Below are 17,023 nucleotides of genomic sequence, written 5' to 3' on the forward strand. Positions count from 1 at the left end.
GCGGGGATCAGTGTCCGGCTCGGGTCCGGACCAGGCCGAATAGCGGGGACTACGCTGATGAGCGAGGGACGGGACGAGACGGCAGCCGGGCTGGCCCGGATCGAGGGCTTCCTGATGAGTCAGGCAGCCCTTCGGGAGGCACGCGAGGAAGGGCAGGCCTTCGCGCGCACCCTTACCTGGCTCGGCCCCGACGAACAGGACGCGATCAGCGACCGCTTCGCCCACCGCCACCTGAGCATGCGCCGGGAGATGCTGGCCACGACCGTGGCGCGGGCGGCGGAACTCAAAGACGAGTACGCACACCGGTACGGTGAGCTGTGCCGGCGCGCCACCGGCCTGGCGGCAGGCGTCTTCGCTCTCTGGACAGCCGTCCTGATTCTCCTCTGCCGCCGCTGAAGCACGCTCCCGCCGATGCCGTGCAGGGATGCCCCCGAGCTGCGTCGAGCCGGTCGGGGCAACCCAGGCAGGCGGCGGGCATGGACACGGGGCGCGGGAAGCACAGAGCACAGCGGACGGGCCCCGGGCGGATACTCCGGGGCCGTAGTGCGGGTCGCGTAGTCGACCGTCGCCGACGCCCCGCGTCGAGTCGGGCATCGCCATCTCGTCTGGTCCGAACGGGTCGCCGGAGGCGCCGGAGCGGGCGGCCCGGGAAGGTGCGCCGCTCCGGCTCATCGCTAACGCCACACGTTGGCCTAAGGTCACTGTCCGGGTGGGCTGAACCCGGAGGTGGCCTGTCGCCAGACGGGTATCACTCGACGGAGAGTGCCTGCAGGAGGTCTGCGACCTGGGGGTCGGGCAGGGCGCGGGCGACGTCCGCCTGGGCGACGATGCCGACCAGGCGGTGGCCGTCGATGACGGGCAGGCGGCGTACCTGGTGCTCGCTCATGGTGGCCAGGATCTCGGCGGCGTCGTCGTCGGCGCCGATGGTGACCACCTCACCCTGCGCCAGCTCGCCGGCCTTCACCTGGCCGGGGTCCTTGCCCGCGCCCAGGACCTTCACCACGATGTCGCGGTCGGTGAGCATGCCCTTGAGCTTGTCGCCCTCGCCGCAGATCGGCAGCGCGCCGACGCCCATCTGCGTCATCTTCTTCGCGGCCTCAAGGACCGTCTCCTGCGCGCCGATGCACTCGGCGTCTTCCGTCATGATGTCGCGGGCCGTGGTCATGCGGTCGGGCTCCTTGTCTGTGGCTGCGTATGGGCCGTGCTCGGGTTGGCAGGGGCGGGGCTGCTCGGCGTGTGAGCTTTGCCGGGGCGGCACTCAGGTGTGCAGGCGGCTGTTGGTGCCGTCGTGGCCGTCCGCGTGGTCCTCGTCGAATCAGCGGTCGCCCGCGGCGAGGTAGCGGAAGGAGTGGACGCTCTTGCCGGGCAGGGCGACGGTGACGGCACGCATGCCGTCCTTCCGGGGTTCCAGGGTGTGGATGCCGGGCTGCCAGTCGTTGAAGTCGCGGACGACGCTGACCGGGCCGGGTGGCGTCTCCGCGGGCAGGACAAACGTGACCTGGGTACGGTCCTTGAGCTGCTTGCGCTCCAGCTTGGGGGGCTCCTGACGGCTCGGGGGTGTTGCGCCTCATCGTCGGGCCGGCTTCCGGGACGGGCTGCCGGACGCGCCTGGACGGGGACCGCCTTCACTCTTGCGACACTGTGTGACCGAAATGATGCAACGGGTCATTGATCGTGTCAGCGTGGTGCCGGTAAGACTTCCACACCGCGAGGAGCCATCGTCATGAGCGAGCAGGACAAGCGGCAGCAGCCGGGTCGGTTGAGCGAGGGGCCTGAGAAGACGGGGACGCAGCGCCAGCCTTCTGCGGGCCGGGCCCCGGGGCGTCCCCAGCAGCCGGAGAAAGCCTCCCGCGGCCTGGACGAAGAGACCAAACGCCGCCGCGAGGAAGACCTGGTGAGCGAGGGCGACGTCGAGGGCGACGAGCTGTAGCAGCCCCACCCCCAAGGCCCGGCCGGACGGCAGCGCTGCATTGAGGCGGGCTTCGAACCCGCTGCTGGGTCTGCGCCTGTACGCCGATAGCAATCGCTGCCCCGATCACAGCGTGGGGTCATTGAGTTCCACACCGCCCCGGCAGGTCCCAGCGGCCGCGGGCGGGAGAAGGCTCTTCACCCAGGCGTGCCTGGGTGAAGGCCGGCTGTGCCGTGTCCGACGGCGGTCACCATTCGGCGTGTACGTCGTGGCTGTCGTAGCGGACCCCGGCGGCGGTGATCCAGGGGCGGAAACATGCGGGCGTTGTGTGGTCGTGGGTGTAGATGACTGATTCGCCTGTGTCGTCGGTGACGATGACGGCTCCGGCCTTCTGCGCGCTGCGCAGAGCGTGCGTCCAGTGGCGGCCACGTCGGCCGGTACGGTAGTCGGGGATCTTGCATTGGGACATTGGTCACCGCCTTGTAGCCACGGGCTGACTGGACCCGCCGCAGGCCGCATATCGGACGGCCGTTATACCCGTCTTGGCCCTGATGTGAACTCCGCGGTGACGGGCGAGGGGCGGGTACCTGCGGGTGGAGGCGAACGGTTGCGTTCGAGCTCCGCGGCGTAACTGGCAGAGTGACTGGATCAGGGATGCCGAGGGCCTCCAGCCTTGGCACCGCCGCTCCGTACCTCGCGCCGAAGCCCGGCGCCAGCGAGCTCCGCGACGTGCCCTCGAAGGGGGTCCCAGTGAGCAGGTGCGGTTGGACGTGCCAAGCATGTATGTCGATTGCCCGTAGACCGTGAAGGCGTTTCCGGCGTTTTTGGCACATGCCGACGGCGCAGGACTGCTGCTGCGCCAGCGTGTGTGTTTGTTCTCGGGCGGTATGGACAGGCGCCGGGTGCCGCGGTCTTGCCGGCCGCTCGGGCCGCCCGCGGGCTGGGAGGAACCATGCGTGCAAGATTTTTGACGATTGCGGTGTTCACGGCTTCCCTGGCGTGTTCGGGGGTGTCGGCAGTTGCCGCCGCGCCGGCTCCGGACAGTGCCGATGCGCGTTTCATGCAGATGGCTCACCAGAGCAACCTGGCGGAGATAGCCGCCGGTCAGGACGCGCAGAAGAACGCGACCACGTCGTGCGTCAAGCAGGCCGGTGCCACTCTGGTCAGCGATCACACCAAGCTCGACGCGGAGCTCTCCGCGCTGGCGAAGAAGGGTGACGTCTCCCTGCCGGGAGCCCCGACCCCTGAGCAGCAGAACGCGCTCGCCGACGTCCGGTCCAAGGCGGGCAGTCCCGACTACGACAAGGCGTGGCTGATGGCCCAGGAAGCCGGTCACGCCAAGACGCTCACGCTGATCGACCAGCAGATCAGCCAGGGCACGGACACGGAGACCACCGCTGCGGCGAAGAAGGCCCGCCCGGTGGTAGCCATGCATCTGGACATGGTCCGCGGCGGGACCTGCCACACGTGAGGATGCCTCGTCCCGCATAACCGCACCGCACCGGGGGCGGAACCTGGGGTTGCAGGGTGTCCCCGCCAGGCACTACGCGTGCTCGACCGGCACACGAGCGTTCGAGCTTCGCCCTGCCCAGCCCGGGTCCGACTCGGGCAACGACTCGGGGCAACGAGGCCTTCGAAGCTTGGCCTCGAGCTCGTCGCCGGTGGAGACACCGCCAACCCTGTGAGCAGAGGGCCGAGCAGGCCATTTGCGTGATTTGTTCTTTACGCGATGCTTACTCGCCGGTTTTCGGGTAGTCGCCTGGTGGGACGGCGTCGATCATGGCGCCTCCCGCCCCGTGGAGCACTCCGTGCTCCGCACGACGGATTGGACACCGCCATGACCACCGCGAACCCGGGCGGCACCTCAGGCCGCCGGAGCACCAGTGCCGACGTGTCCGGACACCGGACGCGCCGGCTGTCGACCGAGACGAAGTCGGCCCTGAAGACGACGGAGTTCTTCGTCTACATCGCTGCCGTCATCGCGGTCCTCATCGCGTCCATGCTCGTGGGCACCGAAGAGGGCCACCGCGACTACTTCCGCGCCGACCAGGCATGGATGTACATCGTGATCCTCACCGTCGGCTACATGCTCAGCCGCGGGCTGGCCAAGTCCGGCAGCCGGGACAACTACGACGACAACGGCTCCTGACCCCGCATCACGGGGGAGAAGCCCAGCCGCACGCGAGACCTCGTCGCCCAGTCGGCCCGGGCCCCGCTCGCCGCGTCTCCTGCGCAGTCGCTGCGCGGCATCCGGGTGATCCCGGCGCCACCACGGCCTTCTCCCTCCCGCTTGGGGGAAGTCCTCACCGCGCAAGGTGGCTGTGACCTGTGCTGGGCCAACAGCGCCTCGCAGCGAGCCGCCCTCTGCCCGGCCATCAGGCCGGGCAGAGGGCGGCGCAGAGCAAGACGGTGGCTCCCGGTAGGGCGGGAGGAGGCGTCAGTCCCTGGCGATGGCCATGCCGAGGAAGATCCCCACCACCAGCGCGACACTGCCGACGGCCATCACCGACCACGTCCCCGCCTGCGTCGCGCCGAACGTCGAGGTCATCCCCGCCTGCGTCGCCGCCTGCGTCGCCTGCGCCCCCGCCATGGTCGCTTCCTGGACGGCCAGGCTGGTCTCCAGCGTCTGAATCTTGCTCTCCAGCTCAGACTGCTCCATTACGCGGTTCCTCTCTCACGGGTGCCGGGCCGGTCCCGGCATCACCGTCCATCGATTCCCCAGCACGCGGACACAGCCGCAGCCCTCGCCCGGGGTGTACCCGTTTGCCGACGACGGGGGCCCGTGGCCAAGGCCGGCCGGGCGATCTTTGGGGCGGCGTATACGCCGGGCAGCCGCCGAAGCTTCCCGGGCGACCGCGATGCCTACGGTGGGATCCGCACTGCAGGCACCGCCCGGCCGCCGGCTCCAGCGCATGGTTTGCGCACTATCGGCTGTCGCTTCGTGCAGCGGACGAAGGCGGGCCTCCCCGCGACCAACGGTGGTGCGGCTTTCGGAGGCGGGCTGAGGGGCGGTGGCCCTGCCCGCCGTGTTCCAGCCGTCCGAGAGCCGGAAGGCGCTGCCGTGCCTGGCCAGCCCCTCCGTGCTGCCAGACACGGCCGAGCAGCACGACGGCTGGCTGGCCCATCAGAGTGACTCGGCGCGTTAGGGGACCGGATCAGCCTCGCGTGGCATGCCGCAACTGAGACCTTGGGGGGCGCCTGGCCCCGTTCTGTCTGGATTTCGCCGTTTCATACGGTCCTCCGGGGCACGCGTGGTCCCAGGTCTGTACTCGTGCTCCGCCCGAGGTGCGCGGGACGAACTTCCTGGGAAGCCGTGCCCGTCATGGCCTTCAACCCGCTCGAACACCGCGGTATCCCTCTCGACCGTCAACTGCGCAGCTGGCGGGAGCTGAACGTCACTCCCATCGATCCGGACGCGAGTGACCCGTACACCCGGTGCCGCATCATCACGATGAACGGAATCGAGGTCGAGGCGATCCTCTTCGGCCACAACCTCGCCCGCAACTGCGTTGATCCGGAGGTCAAGCGGCAGCTCGCCCGCACCCGGTACATCGAGGCGCAGCAGCAGAAGGTCGTCAACTGGCTGTTTCCCGGCGTTTCCTCGGTGCTGGAGACGACGATCGCCTACGAGCAGGTAGCGGTGGACCTGACGGCGTGGGTGGCGCGCATGGAGCCGGACCCGTACCTCAAGCAGGCGTACGAGTTCGGGGTACTTGAGGACTTCGACCACCTGTACCGGTACGCGAACCTGTACGAGATGATCGAGCACCGCAAGGCCGAGGCGATCGTGGACGGTCTGACCGAGGTGATGCCGGGCCGGCCGACCCCCATGCACCACCGCAACCCGGTGGACAACGTGCGTGACCCCTACGACAAGAACCGGACGGATCCCCTGTCGAGGCTGCACGCGCTGACGATCCTGTCGGCGGAGCAGCAGACAATGAACTTCTACATGAACACAGGCCCCACCTACATGGAGCCCATCGCCCGGCAGCTCTACCAGGAGATCGGCCTCATCGAGGAGGAGCACGTCACCCACTACGAGTCCCTGGTCGATCCGGGCGAGACGTGGTGGGAGCAGCTGGTCACCCACGAGTACAACGAGTGCTACCTGTACCACTCCTTCATGGAGCAGGAGAGCCACCCCAAGGTGAAGGCGGTGTGGGAGCTGCACCTGAACATGGAGCTGGAGCACCTTCGGATCGCGTGCGACCTGATGCGCCGCCACGACGGGCGGGAGCCGGAGGAAATCCTCGCGCCGGAGCTGCCGAATGTGCTCACGTTCGAACCCAACAAGGCCTACCTGCGGGAACTGCTGGCCACCCAGATCGACCTGACCACCCTCGGAGCCGGCTACGTGCGGGAGGCGCACGAGCGCTTCGAGGAGATGCAGGCAACGATCCACGGCGGGGAGGCGCCGCCCAGCGACCGGGTCATGCAGCAGCACCAGGAGATGTTCGGGCGCGACTACCGCGTGGAGACCGAGGGCCCCCACCCCGACCCCGCGCAACGCGCGTGAAGGGGCCGGTCGAGTACAGCCGGCCGGCGACCGAGTGTCATGCGGCGCCGGGAACAGACCCGATCTCCAGGAGGATGTCGTGAAGGACGTACAGGACGACGAGAAGCAGGCGGGTGACCCCGCAGCCGGCGAGGACGTGGTGGCTCTCCTTGTGCGCCAGCACGGGCAGATCCACAGCCTCTTCGACGAAGTACGGCTGAGCGACGGCGAGGACCGCAAGGACGCCTTCGACCGTCTGGTCCGGCTCCTGGCCGTCCACGAGACGGCGGAAGAAGAAGTCGTGCACCCGTACGCCCGCGGCGCCTTCGACGGCGGTGACGATGTCGTGCAGGAACGCCTCGCGGAGGAGAACGCGGCCAAGGAGATGCTGACGAGCCTGGAGGGCATGGACACCAGCGATCCGAAGTTCATGCCGATGCTGCTCTCCCTGCGCGACGCCGTGCTCGTGCACGCCCGCGCCGAGGAACGGTACGAATTCGCCCTGCTGCGCCGCACCAGCTCCCCCGCCCGTCTCATGACCATGGCCAAGGCGGTCCGGGCGGCGGAGAAGATGGCACCGACCCACCCCCACCCCGGTGCGGAGAGCGCGTCCGCCAACATGATGCTCGGCCCCATGGCCGCGCTGGTAGACCGCACCCGCGACGCCATCCGCGGAGTCATGGACAAAGACTCCGACCCGGACGCCTGAGGAACTCCCCCGCAGGCGATGATGCCGGCAGTGAACGCGCAGTCGGCCTTCCCTCTTGTTACACCCGAGGGAAGGCCGTCGGGGATACCAGTCGACCCCGCCCGGGGGTCCCGCCGGTTTCCGGCCGTCGAAAAGTGCTCCCTGCCCTGGTTCACGGTGCGGTGTGTTCTCTGGCCGGTGCCGGGTAGGCGCTGCCTCGAAAGCCCACCAGCTGCCGACCACGGCGCCTACGCCGTGACGCTCTTATCAGGCGGAACGAGGGACATCGATGGCCACACTCCAGGGTTTGCGGTCCCACGGCGGGCACCTGTGCGCGATGGCCGGGTTCGCCGGATACGCGGCCGGCTGGACGGTGCTGCAGCGCCGGAGCGGAAGGACGCGGCCCGCCCCGCCCGGGCCCTGGGACCTCGCGCTTATCGCCACCGCCACATTCCGGCTCAGTCGGCTGATCGCCAAGGCCACGGTGACACGGCCCGTGCGCGCCCCGTTCACGCAGGTGGACGGCGCGGGCGCCCCGGCCGAACTCAACGAGACCCCCCGCGAGGAGCCCGGCCGCACGACAGTAGGCGAGCTGATCAGCTGCCCCTTCTGCCTGAGCGTGTGGATCGTCACCACCTTCACCGGCGCCCGCACCATCTGGCCGGAAGCCACCCGCACAGTAACCGGCGCCCTGACTGCGCTGACCCTCTCGGACGCCCTGCAGTTCGGACACGCGGCTCTCGCAGAACGTACGGGTCACTGACCTGCGGCCGTGCGCTCTCCCAGCGCGACACCTGACGGAAAGGTCTGCCGATGTCCCGGTCCATCACCCTGCAGAGCGTCGAGGAGCTCGGCGGGCAGTCCAGCGTTCTGGCCCGCCAGCGTCGCGACCACGAGGAACTCGATCGCCTCATGCACCGGTACGAATCCGGCGGGCTTCCGCCGGCGGAACGGCAGCAGACGCTCAAGGACATCTTCCAGCTCACCTTCAGCCACGCCTTCGCCGAGGAAACCGTACTGTGGCCCGCCCTGCGACGGCTCGCTCCCGACGGTGAGGAACTCACCTCGCAGGTGGAGGAAGAGCACCAGCAGATCAACGAGCTCGCCATCGAGATTCAAAGCACCGACCCGGACGATCCCAGGCACGACCAGCTCACCGCCGCTGCCTTCGCTCTGATCCGGCAGGACATCCGCGACGAGGAGGACATCCTGCTACCGCGCCTCCAGGAGGCGCTCGGCCACGACACCGCCCGGCTGCGGCGGCTCGGCACCACGTGGGAGACCGTACGGCGTACCTCCCCCACCCGACCCCACCCCGCCGTTTCCCGCCGACCCCCCGGCAACGCCCTGGCCGGCATCCCCCTCAGCGTCCACGACCGGGTCCGCGACGCGCTCCGCCCCGCCCCACCCGGCACCTCATCAGCCCGCCCGATCGCCGCGGTGCTGACGACCACCGTCCTTGCGGCCGGTCTGGGCTTCGTTCTCCTGCGCAATCGGCGATACCGCGCGCGATAACGACTCGGCGTTCACCGGCCAGGACCAGGCCGCAGAGACGAACACCGTCGCCTCCCCGGTTCCGGGCGGTCAGCCGGTCGATCACACCGCTTACGCCTTCTCGCAAGCCTTGATCAGCTGCTCGCGCGTCATCGCGGGCAACCCGGGATGTCGGCTGGCCTCGCGTTCGTACAGGTCGGCTTGCTCAGCCCAGCGGGCATCAGGCCTTGGTGCGGTTGAGGGTGTTGCCGAGGCGGCGGGTTGCGGCGAGGGCGCCGTAAGCGGCGCCGAGAAGGAAGGTCGAAGTGAAGACGGCGAGGACGGCAGTCCAGTCCATGACGACGGGGATGTCGGCAGGCCACTGCGGGCGGCGGGCAGGGACAGCCCTTAGGTGCAGCAGTCGCCGACCAGGACCTAACCCAGCCAGACGATGCCCAGGACGGACAGCCGCCGCGTGAGCCGGTTGGCCACGTACACGACGGAGAGCTGGCCCACGGACGCGGCCCGGACGTCCTGCCCCTCGGGATCGCCGGCGTTCCACTGGGGCCAGCCCCACGGGGCGCGCACCGCGATGTCCAGGACGTCGCGGACCGTCTCCCGGGCCGGCTCGGGCAGCTCGGCGAGGGTCTTCGCAGCCTGCGGGGACAGGCGCACTGCCCACGGCTGTTCGGTCACGGGCGGCCGCCGAGGACGTCGTCCAGGTCCACGAAGTCGGCGTCGTCCTGGCCGGAGTCCATGAAGGCGTCGACGTCCGGGGCCGCGGCCGCGCGCAGCTGCCAGGTGCGCACCACCTCGTGCAGAGGTGTGAGGCTGTAGGCGTGGCGGGCGTCCTCCAGGGCCTTGGCCCAGTCCCGCTCGAAAGCCGGCACCCACTGCTCGGCACGGCGGTCTCCCCGGAGCTGGGCGAGGAGTTCAGCCGCAGCGCCGGGTGCGGGCGCGTACGAGGCGGCGGGTGTGTGGTCGGGCTGGGCGCTCATCGGCTCCTCCTGCGGCGGGTGCTACCGGCCACCGTAGAACGCCGCAGCCTAGGCCGGGACCGTTCCGGCGGAGCAGTCTTCCAGGGGCGTCCACGATCGCGACGGCTGCGCCGGCTTGTTCTACGCCTTGGTCTCAGCTGCCAAGGCCGTCGCTAGCTGTCCTGCGCGGCCAGGAGGGAACCAGGGCCTCGGAGCGGGTGGTCCCGAGCCCGGTAGCGACCGTCTCGGCGGACACGCCGCCGCGCGCAGCTCGCCGGCCGCCTCCCGCCCGACACGGGCGGCGATCCGCTCCAGCACTCCTCCGGACGCCCCGCCTGTTGCACCCAAGGACTACACCGCCTGGGTGCGGGCCTCTTCCACGCTGCCTGCCGTCGGGAACAGCTGGCCGGCTTGGGTGAGTTCCAGGACGCGGGACGGGGGGCCGGCCAGGACCAGGCGGCTGCTGCGCAGCTCGGCTGGACAGGGGATAAGGAATGGCCGATGTGGGGGTTCTCCACATCGGCTCGTGAAGGTGGGCCAGGCGGATCAGGCAGCGGCCTGCTGGTGCTCGGCGTTGAGGCGCTGCGCCTCCTGGAGCTGGTCTTGCAGGACGACGATCCGGCAGGCCGCCTCGACGGGCATGCCCTGATCGACGAGCTCGCGGGCGCGGGCGGCGATGCGCAGCTGGTAGCGGGAGTAGCGCCGGTGGCCGCCGGCGGAGCGGAGCGGGGTGATCAGGCGGGCCTCGCCGATCGCGCGCAGAAAGCTCTGTGGGGTGCCGAGCATGTCGGCGGCCCGGCCCATCGTGTAGGCGGGGGAGTCGTCGTCGTCGAGACGGCCGAACGAGTCGTCTGCGGTCATCGCACCTCTCTGTGAACCACGCGGAGGGGCCCTGGTGCCTATGGCACCAGGGCCCCGAAGGAACTGCTACACCATCTGCCGGCCCAGGAACTGCGCCGGCCTACTGTTTCCGCCTACCCGACCGGACTGCTGTCGGGGTTGCGGGGATCGCGGTTGCTCGACCGGGGACCACCTCACTAACGATGTCCTGCGGTACCCGGACTCAGACCTCGGCCCGGGCGATCCTGATGGCGCCCAATCCCTCCGTTCATCCCTCGGGTGATCAACTACTTACCTGCTGATACTGCGAACTGCGGATACTGCTCCACTCAGAACTGCTGGTACTGCGCGCGACCTCACCGAGCGCCACGCTCCGGCAGCCAGCCCCGTCGCCCGTCCTGCATCTGCTCTGGCTTGGAACCCCACTGCCGAACCTCCCGGTGCGCGCGCCCACCATCGACGCCTCCACCGAGGTACTGCTCACTGCTGGTACTGCGACTGCACTACTGCGGTGGCCCCTGATCACTGCAGGCCACCCGGTCCGGTCGTCAGCCCCGTCGCCGCCATGCAACTAAATCTGGCTTCGGAACTCCACCACCGCACCGTCATGCGGGTACTGCGTGTACTGATTGCCCGGCAGTTCGTCCCTGCAAGGCCCTGCGGTCTCTCTGCGTTACGAGAGAAACCATAACCACACCACCGCTCAATGTCTAATCCAGCCGACATAGATTTTCGGGCGTTGGGCGGCGAGGTAATCAATCTTGAACAGTGCTGGAGGCGGGGTGCAAGGTGGTCATCTCCGGGTTAACCCTCACAGGCCGGGGCACAAGCACCGGACATACGGGACCGCGCATCGACGATCAGAGATTTGGGTGACCTGCATGGACACGATGACCGTCACCGTCGTACCCGCCAGCTCCGCCACATCCGTCGCCGGAGCTCGCGACAGCGCCCGGCGCTTCCTCGCAGACCTCCGGCCGGCGACCACGGCCGAGGCCGCCGAGACCGTGGTCATGGTCGTCTCCGAGCTCGTCACCAATGCCCTGCGCCACGGCGGCGGGACCTGCACCATGGACCTGGCCGCGCACCCCGACAGCGTCGAGGTGGCCGTCCACGACAGCAGTCCGCGGACCCCGCGCATGCGCACCCCCGATCTGAACGGGGGCACCGGAGGCTTCGGCTGGCTTATGGTCAACCGCCTCGCCCACACCACCGCCGTCACCCTCCACCCGGTCGGTGGCAAAACCGTCAGCGCCCTCCTCGCCCGGTAGCACCACCGGCGCCCCAGCCGGGAAACCGGACGGACAGCCGTTCCTGCCGGGCCACCAGATGGGCGCACACATCCGCGAGCACCATCCCGGGGGGCGCGTCGTGGACGCGATCCAGCTCCGACGTCACGCGTCCCCGCAGGGCCCGCTCGGCGCGGATCTACGGGGCTGCTGTGCCCCGGATGCGTGCGACCGGCGTGTGGGCGACGTTGAGGCTCGGCTGTCGAATCGCGAGGGGCGCCGTGATCGTCAAGATGCTGCACGACAAGGGCTTGGGGAGCGAACACCGTCGCCTGCCTGACCATCGGGCTGTCCATCGCCTCGTGGCTGACGTTGATGAAGGTGGAACCGGCGGGCATCGACCGGGCCGACCGGTGGGGAATCTTCATCGCCACCTGGCCGGCGACCTGGTTCGGCCTCGGACAGGCTCTCGCGCAGCACGAACGCGCCGAAGAACTACACGACGACATGTCAGCCTGCGCGGACTCCGGCTCCGCGGCGGGCAGGCGGGAGGCGCGGCTTCGCGGCTCGGCGGCCTGCGGCGAGATCCCCGGGGCCCGTTCCTGCTACTCGGCAACCTTGCCGGCGGTGGCGTCCTCGATGGTGAGTATCTGGTCGGTGCCGGTCACGGCCAGGAGGCGGGCGAGCTGGCGCGGCAGGGGGCCGAGCAGGCGCAGATCGGTTGCGCCGGACAGGGTGAGGAGCAGGTTCAGGAAGGTGGAGTCGCCGAAGGTGACATCGCGGACGTCCAGGACCAGCCGCTCGACCCTGGCCTCCGCGAGGGCTGTATCGCATGCGGCTTGGAGCGGGGCGAGGGTGCTGAACTCGAACTCGCCCGCGCACCGCACCACCCGCTGCCCGTCACGATTGAGCAGAACGGTCACCGTCGGTTCCACGACGCCTCCTTGAGCACACGTAGGGATCATGCTCCCAGCCTGCCCAGCCCGCGGGCATTCACCGGCAGCCTTCCCGGGCACGGGGGAAGCGGGATCAGTGCAGGCGCAGTACGGCTCTGATGGTCTTGCCGCCGGGATGGAGGGTGATGTCGATGTGTTCGGCCAGGCGCTGGATGAGGGGCCATCCGTATCCGCCGGGCTGGCCGGGATCGCTTCGGCGGGCGGTTGGGGTGCGGGTACTCGCGTCGCCGACCGACACGTGCAGGGCGTCACCGGTGATGTCGGTGCGGAAGAGGGTGATGCCGCCGCCGTGGCGGGTCGCGTTGGTGACGAGCTCGGTGGTGACCGTGAGGGCGTCCGCGGCGATCACACTGTCGAGGCCGACGCCGGTCCGCTGCAGAGACTCGCTGACGTGGCGGCGGGCAGCGGCCGCCGTGGTAACAGCCGGTAGGCCGCCGGCCTCGTGACGGTGCGACCCGGGGGTGCCGTCAGCCGATGTAGGCGTGTCCATCCGTGATCACCTGCTCTTCGCCGCGGGAGTCATGCCGTCCCAGCCCGTGCGGGCCGCGGTGTGATGATCAGGATGCCATCGCAGGGACCGGACGTTGTAGTAGCCCGTCGGTTTGGGGCGACAGCGGCCGCTGGGCCGAAGATCGAGTTCCTGACGAGGCTGTGGTGCCGGTCGACGCCGAAAGTCACGTCCGCGGTGGGATGCAGTTCATCGACGGTGCTGTCATTCCTGTGAGTTCGCGATATGCGGTCGCGCCAAGGCGCCGGTCGGGGAGGGAGGAGGCCGACCGGCGTCTCGGAAGGGGTGGGGCCTGTCCACCTGAAGAACAGGTCCACCCGGCCGTACGGATGCCTGGGAAGAGGTGTGGCATCCACGGCCCTTCGGGGAAGTCTTCGTCCACCCGCACCTGCCCTCACGTCTCGGGGTTAACCGTGGTCTTCCGCCCGCCCGGCGGCGCCCTTGAGGACCGCCCCCGATGGACGGGGTCCGTGCCAGTCCAGGCACAGTACGGTCGCGTCGTCTCTCGGCGGCTGGCCGTCGTAGACGTCGGTGACCGCGCCGACCAGAGCGCGCACGACCTCACGGGGATGCTCGTCCGCGGTCTTGCGGAGGAGGCCGGGCAGGTCGACGGCTTCGGCTTCGCGTTCCTGCATGCCGTCGGTGTGGAGCAGAAGACGGTCACCGGGTTGCAGGTCGAGGTCCTGGACCTGGTAGATGCCCGGGTGGTGGCCGAAGCCGAAGGGCATGTTCACGGCCAGGGCGAGTTCGGTGACCGTGCCGTCGCGCAGTCGCAGCGGCTTGGGGTGGCCGGCGTTGACGAGCTGGGCGCCGGATCCGTCGAGGGCGATGCGCAGGAGCTGGCCGGTGGCGAAGGTGCGGTGGCCGTGGTCGAGGAGGACCTGGTGGGTCTGGCGGGCCTGTTCGGCGAGGTCTTCTCCGGCGCGGCGGGCGCCGCGGGAGGCGTTGACGAGGAGGGTGGCCATCAGGGAGGCGTGGACGTCGTGGCCCATGGCGTCGGTGATCGACAGATGCAGGGTGTCGGCATCGAGGCTGTAGTCGTAGGTGTCGCCGGCGATGGTGGCGGCTGGAACCAGGGCGCCGGCGAGGGTGAACTGGGGGGCTTCGCACGCGGCGGCGGAGGGCAGGAGCTGGCGCTGGATCTCGGCTGCGACGGTGACCGTGGTGGTGCGGTTGCCCCAGTGGTAGAGGTCGGTGAAGCGGCGGTCGGTGACGATGATGTAGGCGAGTGCGTGCGCCGCCTCCTCCACCTGCGTCAGAACGTCGTCGGTGGGCTCGGTGAGGAACAGCTCCAGGACGCCGATGGTGTCGCCGCGGTTCGTCACCGGGGCCAGGACCCGCTGCCCGTCATCGCCGGCCGGCGCCCGCACCAGTCGCTGCGTGCGCAGGACCTCGTCGTAGATGCTGCTGTCGACCAGGGGGATCCGCTCGGCGCGGTCTTCCGCATACGCGCGCTCGGTGTCGTGGACGCGCAGCATCCGCCGACCCACGATGTCGATGAACAGGAACGACACATACCGGGCACTGAACCGGTCCCGCAGATTACGTGCGACGACGTCGAGGGAGTCCACCGGCGCGGCAGCCTCCGCCGCGGCCAGCACCTCCGCCAGTCCGATCCGATCACGTGCCACATCAGCCTCCACAAGGTCCGTACTCCGTGAGGCAGCGAATCACAGCCGCACGTCGCCCCCATCATCCTTCGGACAAAGACGGCCAACTGGATGCACTTACACACCCAGCATCCGGCAACGCCCGGCACAGGTACTCTGGGCAAGGCCTGCCTGCCACCAATCCGGCAAGCGCTGCAGGGCGCTCTCCTTCCCCGTCCAAGGCTGGTAAAGCGAGACGCCTCCGAAAGAGAGCATGGTCATCGGCGTCCGGTGCCCCCATGGGGGCACGAGAGCCGCATGCATCTCCTCCTGCTGTTCCTCCTGCCCCTCGGGCCGGCGCTCGTACTTCTGGCCGTCGCCGAACCCCAGCACCACAGCCGACACCGCCGCTGACACCCTCACGGCACGACGCAGAACAACCAGCAGACACGGACACGGACCGGCAGTCACCCGCGGCCGTCGGCCCAGCCGGGCTGCTCGCCCGGCCGCGCTCGTCGACATCGGGGAGCGCCCCGCCCCCTCCACCGGCTTTGTACCGGCATGACGACCAGCACACATACCGGCCCGCCCGTGCCTGCTGGCGCGCGCCCCGCCGGTTCGCGATGTACGAAGCGGCCTTGATCCGCCGACAGCTCACCGACGCCGAACGACACGGACTCCTCATGACCCGGTCGCACCTCGCGGCCGCCCTCAAGGCGTATGAGGGGGGCCGGCCCGGCGGTACTGAGGAGGCAAGGCCTGCCCGGCCGGTAACGCGGCCGAGGCACCCACCGGCCGTCCCTCCCCGGCTTGGGCCTCTTCAGGCGCTGCCGGGGCGGCTTCCGCTTCGCAGCCGCTTCTTGGCGGCGGACGCCGCGGGCTTCTTGCCGGCGGCCGACTTCTTCACCGCCTTCATCTCCGGCGCAAGGTGGTGGAGGGTGGCGTCGCCGTCGCCGGTGCGGGCGCTCTTGGCGTCGGCGACGGACTTTTCCAGCATGGCCATCAGGTCGACGACCTCGGCGGATGCGGGCTCGGCCGGTTCTGCGGCCGCGGGGCGCTCGCCGCCGGCCTTCGCGGCGATGACCTGCTCCAGCGCGGCCCGATACTCGTCGCGCAGCTCGCTCATGTCGCGCCCGGACAGTGTTTCGGCGAGGGCGACCACGGCGTCGACCTCGGTGTCGGTGACGGTGGTGTCGGGTACGGGGACCTGGTCGGTGAAGCGGATCTCGTCCGGCCAGCGCAGCCCGTGCAACACCATCACTTGATCGCGGACGCGGAGCAGGCCCAGGCGCTCGCGGTCGCGCATCGCGAACTTAGCCACGGCGACCTCGCTGCTGCGCTGCAGGGCCTGGCGCAGGAGCTCGTACGGCTTGGCGCCCACGCCGTCCGCGGCGAGGTAGTAGGAGGCGCCGATCTGGATCGGGTCGATGCTGTCGGCCGGGACGAACGCGACGATCTCGATCGCCTTCGCGGTGGGCAGCGGCATGTTGTCGAGGTCGGCGTCGGTGATCTCCACGAGCGTGCCCGTCGCGGTCTCGTAGCCGCGGCCGATCTCGTCCTGCCGCAGCTCCTGGCCGTCGACCTCGCAGACCTTCCGGGTCCGGACCCGGCCACCGTCAGCGAGGTGGATCTGCCGGAAGGACACCGCATGCGACTCGGTAGCGGGGTAGACCTTGATCGGAATGGTGACCAGCCCGAACGAAATAGCCCCTGACCAGGTAGGACGCACACGAACATCCGTGCCGCTGTTCCCCTCATCCAGCGTCCCATCCGACCGGCCCGAGCGCCGCCGCGGTACGGCCGGTCGGCCGTCGGGACGGAGCAGGTCTCCCAGCCAGCTGTGACTGAGTCCAATTTGGCCACTCTAAGACCGTGTCCTATGTGGTGAGGCGTCGTTGAAGTCGGTATGGGGCGGGGTACTTGGAGTTGGATTGTTCCGAACGGGTTGTGGGAGATCGCGAAGCCGTTGATCCCACCGTCAAAGGTGCGGTCGCAGGGCGGCGGGACGCAGGACACTCCTGATGAGACGCTGTTCGCGGCCATCATCTACGTACTGGTCAGCGGGTGTGCCTGGCGGGCACTGCCGCCCTGCTTCGGAATATCGAAGTCGACGGCCCATCGCCGGTTCCTGATCTGGTCGAGGGCCGGAGTGTGGGGCCGACTGCACGAGGAGATTCTGCACCGGCTCGACGACGCCGGCCTCCTCGACCTGTCCCGTGTGGTCCTCGACTCCGCCCACGTGAGGGCTAAAAAAGGGGCGAACTCACAGGTCCGAGCCCCGTGGACCGGGGCAAGCCGGGCTCCAAGATGCACGTCCTGTCGGACGCGAACGGACTGCCCCTCGTCGTCGGCGTCA

General features: G+C 69.5%; 19 protein-coding genes and 1 pseudogene. 10 read left to right on the forward strand and 10 right to left on the reverse strand.

Annotated features, from left to right (window positions below; genetic code table 11):
- Nucleotides 1-57 precede the first annotated feature (57 nt).
- On the forward strand, nucleotides 58-396 hold the full coding sequence (locus tag ACFWW8_RS36600; protein WP_386536734.1) for a hypothetical protein: 339 nt from the start codon (nucleotides 58-60) through the stop codon (nucleotides 394-396).
- Nucleotides 397-748: 352 nt separating this feature from the next.
- Here the strand turns inward: ACFWW8_RS36600 and ACFWW8_RS36605 are convergent, their stop codons facing one another.
- Complete coding sequence (locus ACFWW8_RS36605; RefSeq protein ID WP_386536737.1) at nucleotides 749-1,165, reverse strand: CBS domain-containing protein; 417 nt, start codon at nucleotides 1,163-1,165, stop codon at nucleotides 749-751.
- A gap of 558 nt (nucleotides 1,166-1,723) precedes the next feature.
- Here ACFWW8_RS36605 and ACFWW8_RS36610 point away from each other — a divergent pair.
- Entirely contained in the window at nucleotides 1,724-1,930 is a 207-nt protein-coding gene (locus tag ACFWW8_RS36610; protein WP_386536740.1) for a hypothetical protein, read from the forward strand.
- Nucleotides 1,931-2,156: 226 nt separating this feature from the next.
- Here the strand turns inward: ACFWW8_RS36610 and ACFWW8_RS36615 are convergent, their stop codons facing one another.
- Nucleotides 2,157-2,378: a hypothetical protein gene (locus ACFWW8_RS36615; protein ID WP_386536743.1), complete on the reverse strand. Its 222-nt coding sequence runs from the start codon at nucleotides 2,376-2,378 to the stop codon at nucleotides 2,157-2,159.
- 483 nt (nucleotides 2,379-2,861) lie between these two features.
- On the opposite strand from ACFWW8_RS36615, the gene ACFWW8_RS36620 reads away from it, so the two are divergent.
- Together ACFWW8_RS36620 and ACFWW8_RS36625 are read left to right on the forward strand one after the other, a co-directional pair.
- A complete protein-coding gene (locus tag ACFWW8_RS36620; protein ID WP_386536746.1) occupies nucleotides 2,862-3,380 on the forward strand; it encodes a DUF4142 domain-containing protein in 519 nt (172 codons plus the stop codon).
- Between the two features lie 366 nt (nucleotides 3,381-3,746).
- Complete coding sequence (locus tag ACFWW8_RS36625) at nucleotides 3,747-4,058, forward strand: hypothetical protein (protein WP_386536749.1); 312 nt, start codon at nucleotides 3,747-3,749, stop codon at nucleotides 4,056-4,058.
- 288 nt (nucleotides 4,059-4,346) lie between these two features.
- Here the strand turns inward: ACFWW8_RS36625 and ACFWW8_RS36630 are convergent, their stop codons facing one another.
- The gene (locus ACFWW8_RS36630; protein WP_386536752.1) at nucleotides 4,347-4,568 is read right to left on the reverse strand and encodes a hypothetical protein; all 222 of its coding nucleotides are present in this window, start codon (nucleotides 4,566-4,568) and stop codon (nucleotides 4,347-4,349) included.
- A 663-nt stretch (nucleotides 4,569-5,231) separates the two neighbouring features.
- On the opposite strand from ACFWW8_RS36630, the gene ACFWW8_RS36635 reads away from it, so the two are divergent.
- The 4 genes from ACFWW8_RS36635 (at nucleotide 5,232) to ACFWW8_RS36650 (ending at nucleotide 8,610) form a co-directional block, all read left to right on the forward strand.
- Nucleotides 5,232-6,428 (forward strand): hypothetical protein, encoded by a 1,197-nt coding sequence (locus ACFWW8_RS36635; protein WP_386536754.1) that lies wholly within the window; start codon nucleotides 5,232-5,234, stop codon nucleotides 6,426-6,428.
- Between the two features lie 79 nt (nucleotides 6,429-6,507).
- Nucleotides 6,508-7,116, forward strand: coding sequence for a hemerythrin domain-containing protein (locus ACFWW8_RS36640; protein WP_386536757.1), 609 nt, complete (start codon nucleotides 6,508-6,510; stop codon nucleotides 7,114-7,116).
- A gap of 268 nt (nucleotides 7,117-7,384) precedes the next feature.
- A complete protein-coding gene (locus ACFWW8_RS36645) occupies nucleotides 7,385-7,858 on the forward strand; it encodes a DUF1360 domain-containing protein (RefSeq protein WP_386536759.1) in 474 nt (157 codons plus the stop codon).
- Between the two features lie 50 nt (nucleotides 7,859-7,908).
- Nucleotides 7,909-8,610, forward strand: coding sequence for a hemerythrin domain-containing protein (locus ACFWW8_RS36650; protein ID WP_386536762.1), 702 nt, complete (start codon nucleotides 7,909-7,911; stop codon nucleotides 8,608-8,610).
- A 393-nt stretch (nucleotides 8,611-9,003) separates the two neighbouring features.
- Here the strand turns inward: ACFWW8_RS36650 and ACFWW8_RS36655 are convergent, their stop codons facing one another.
- The 3 genes from ACFWW8_RS36655 to ACFWW8_RS36665 all read right to left on the reverse strand — a co-directional run bounded on the left by ACFWW8_RS36655 (nucleotide 9,004) and on the right by ACFWW8_RS36665 (nucleotide 10,406).
- Nucleotides 9,004-9,264 (reverse strand): hypothetical protein, encoded by a 261-nt coding sequence (locus tag ACFWW8_RS36655; protein ID WP_383812322.1) that lies wholly within the window; start codon nucleotides 9,262-9,264, stop codon nucleotides 9,004-9,006.
- Entirely contained in the window at nucleotides 9,261-9,566 is a 306-nt protein-coding gene (locus ACFWW8_RS36660; protein WP_386536766.1) for a DUF6247 family protein, read from the reverse strand. The genes ACFWW8_RS36655 and ACFWW8_RS36660 overlap by 4 nt, the downstream gene beginning before the upstream one ends.
- Before the next feature lie 525 nt (nucleotides 9,567-10,091).
- On the reverse strand, nucleotides 10,092-10,406 hold the full coding sequence (locus ACFWW8_RS36665) for a MerR family transcriptional regulator (RefSeq protein WP_386536768.1): 315 nt from the start codon (nucleotides 10,404-10,406) through the stop codon (nucleotides 10,092-10,094).
- Between the two features lie 860 nt (nucleotides 10,407-11,266).
- Between ACFWW8_RS36665 and ACFWW8_RS36670 the strand changes: the two genes are divergently transcribed.
- Nucleotides 11,267-11,656 carry an ATP-binding protein gene (locus ACFWW8_RS36670; RefSeq protein ID WP_386536770.1) on the forward strand — a complete coding sequence of 130 codons (390 nt, stop codon included), beginning with the start codon at nucleotides 11,267-11,269 and terminating at the stop codon, nucleotides 11,654-11,656.
- Between the two features lie 563 nt (nucleotides 11,657-12,219).
- On the opposite strand, the gene ACFWW8_RS36675 is transcribed toward ACFWW8_RS36670, so the two are convergent.
- The 4 genes from ACFWW8_RS36675 to ACFWW8_RS36690 form a co-directional block, all read right to left on the reverse strand.
- Nucleotides 12,220-12,549 (reverse strand): STAS domain-containing protein, encoded by a 330-nt coding sequence (locus tag ACFWW8_RS36675; RefSeq protein ID WP_386536772.1) that lies wholly within the window; start codon nucleotides 12,547-12,549, stop codon nucleotides 12,220-12,222.
- Nucleotides 12,550-12,643: 94 nt separating this feature from the next.
- The gene (locus ACFWW8_RS36680) at nucleotides 12,644-13,060 is read right to left on the reverse strand and encodes an ATP-binding protein (protein ID WP_386536775.1); all 417 of its coding nucleotides are present in this window, start codon (nucleotides 13,058-13,060) and stop codon (nucleotides 12,644-12,646) included.
- Nucleotides 13,061-13,485: 425 nt separating this feature from the next.
- On the reverse strand, nucleotides 13,486-14,709 hold the full coding sequence (locus ACFWW8_RS36685) for a PP2C family protein-serine/threonine phosphatase (protein ID WP_386536778.1): 1,224 nt from the start codon (nucleotides 14,707-14,709) through the stop codon (nucleotides 13,486-13,488).
- A gap of 778 nt (nucleotides 14,710-15,487) precedes the next feature.
- Nucleotides 15,488-16,396, reverse strand: a complete 909-nt coding sequence (locus ACFWW8_RS36690) for a Ku protein (protein ID WP_386536781.1) — start codon at nucleotides 16,394-16,396, stop codon at nucleotides 15,488-15,490.
- A 177-nt stretch (nucleotides 16,397-16,573) separates the two neighbouring features.
- Here ACFWW8_RS36690 and ACFWW8_RS36695 point away from each other — a divergent pair.
- A pseudogene (locus tag ACFWW8_RS36695) lies at nucleotides 16,574-17,023 on the forward strand (transposase); the annotation flags it as partial.

Origin of the sequence: Streptomyces sp. NPDC058701, from assembly GCF_042715295.1 — a bacterium.
GTDB lineage: Bacteria > Actinomycetota > Actinomycetes > Streptomycetales > Streptomycetaceae > Streptomyces.

Excerpts from the sequence above, each read along its gene's own strand:
- ACFWW8_RS36600 (WP_386536734.1), top strand. The coding sequence starts at position 58 with ATGAGCGAGGGACGGGACGAGACGGCAGCCGGGCTGGCCCGGATCGAG.
- ACFWW8_RS36605 (WP_386536737.1), bottom strand. The coding sequence starts at position 1,165 with ATGACCACGGCCCGCGACATCATGACGGAAGACGCCGAGTGCATCGGC.
- ACFWW8_RS36610 (WP_386536740.1), top strand. The coding sequence starts at position 1,724 with ATGAGCGAGCAGGACAAGCGGCAGCAGCCGGGTCGGTTGAGCGAGGGG.
- ACFWW8_RS36615 (WP_386536743.1), bottom strand. The coding sequence starts at position 2,378 with ATGTCCCAATGCAAGATCCCCGACTACCGTACCGGCCGACGTGGCCGC.
- ACFWW8_RS36620 (WP_386536746.1), top strand. The coding sequence starts at position 2,862 with ATGCGTGCAAGATTTTTGACGATTGCGGTGTTCACGGCTTCCCTGGCG.
- ACFWW8_RS36625 (WP_386536749.1), top strand. The coding sequence starts at position 3,747 with ATGACCACCGCGAACCCGGGCGGCACCTCAGGCCGCCGGAGCACCAGT.
- ACFWW8_RS36630 (WP_386536752.1), bottom strand. The coding sequence starts at position 4,568 with ATGGAGCAGTCTGAGCTGGAGAGCAAGATTCAGACGCTGGAGACCAGC.
- ACFWW8_RS36635 (WP_386536754.1), top strand. The coding sequence starts at position 5,232 with ATGGCCTTCAACCCGCTCGAACACCGCGGTATCCCTCTCGACCGTCAA.
- ACFWW8_RS36645 (WP_386536759.1), top strand. The coding sequence starts at position 7,385 with ATGGCCACACTCCAGGGTTTGCGGTCCCACGGCGGGCACCTGTGCGCG.
- ACFWW8_RS36650 (WP_386536762.1), top strand. The coding sequence starts at position 7,909 with ATGTCCCGGTCCATCACCCTGCAGAGCGTCGAGGAGCTCGGCGGGCAG.
- ACFWW8_RS36660 (WP_386536766.1), bottom strand. The coding sequence starts at position 9,566 with ATGAGCGCCCAGCCCGACCACACACCCGCCGCCTCGTACGCGCCCGCA.
- ACFWW8_RS36665 (WP_386536768.1), bottom strand. The coding sequence starts at position 10,406 with ATGACCGCAGACGACTCGTTCGGCCGTCTCGACGACGACGACTCCCCC.
- ACFWW8_RS36670 (WP_386536770.1), top strand. The coding sequence starts at position 11,267 with ATGGACACGATGACCGTCACCGTCGTACCCGCCAGCTCCGCCACATCC.
- ACFWW8_RS36680 (WP_386536775.1), bottom strand. The coding sequence starts at position 13,060 with ATGGACACGCCTACATCGGCTGACGGCACCCCCGGGTCGCACCGTCAC.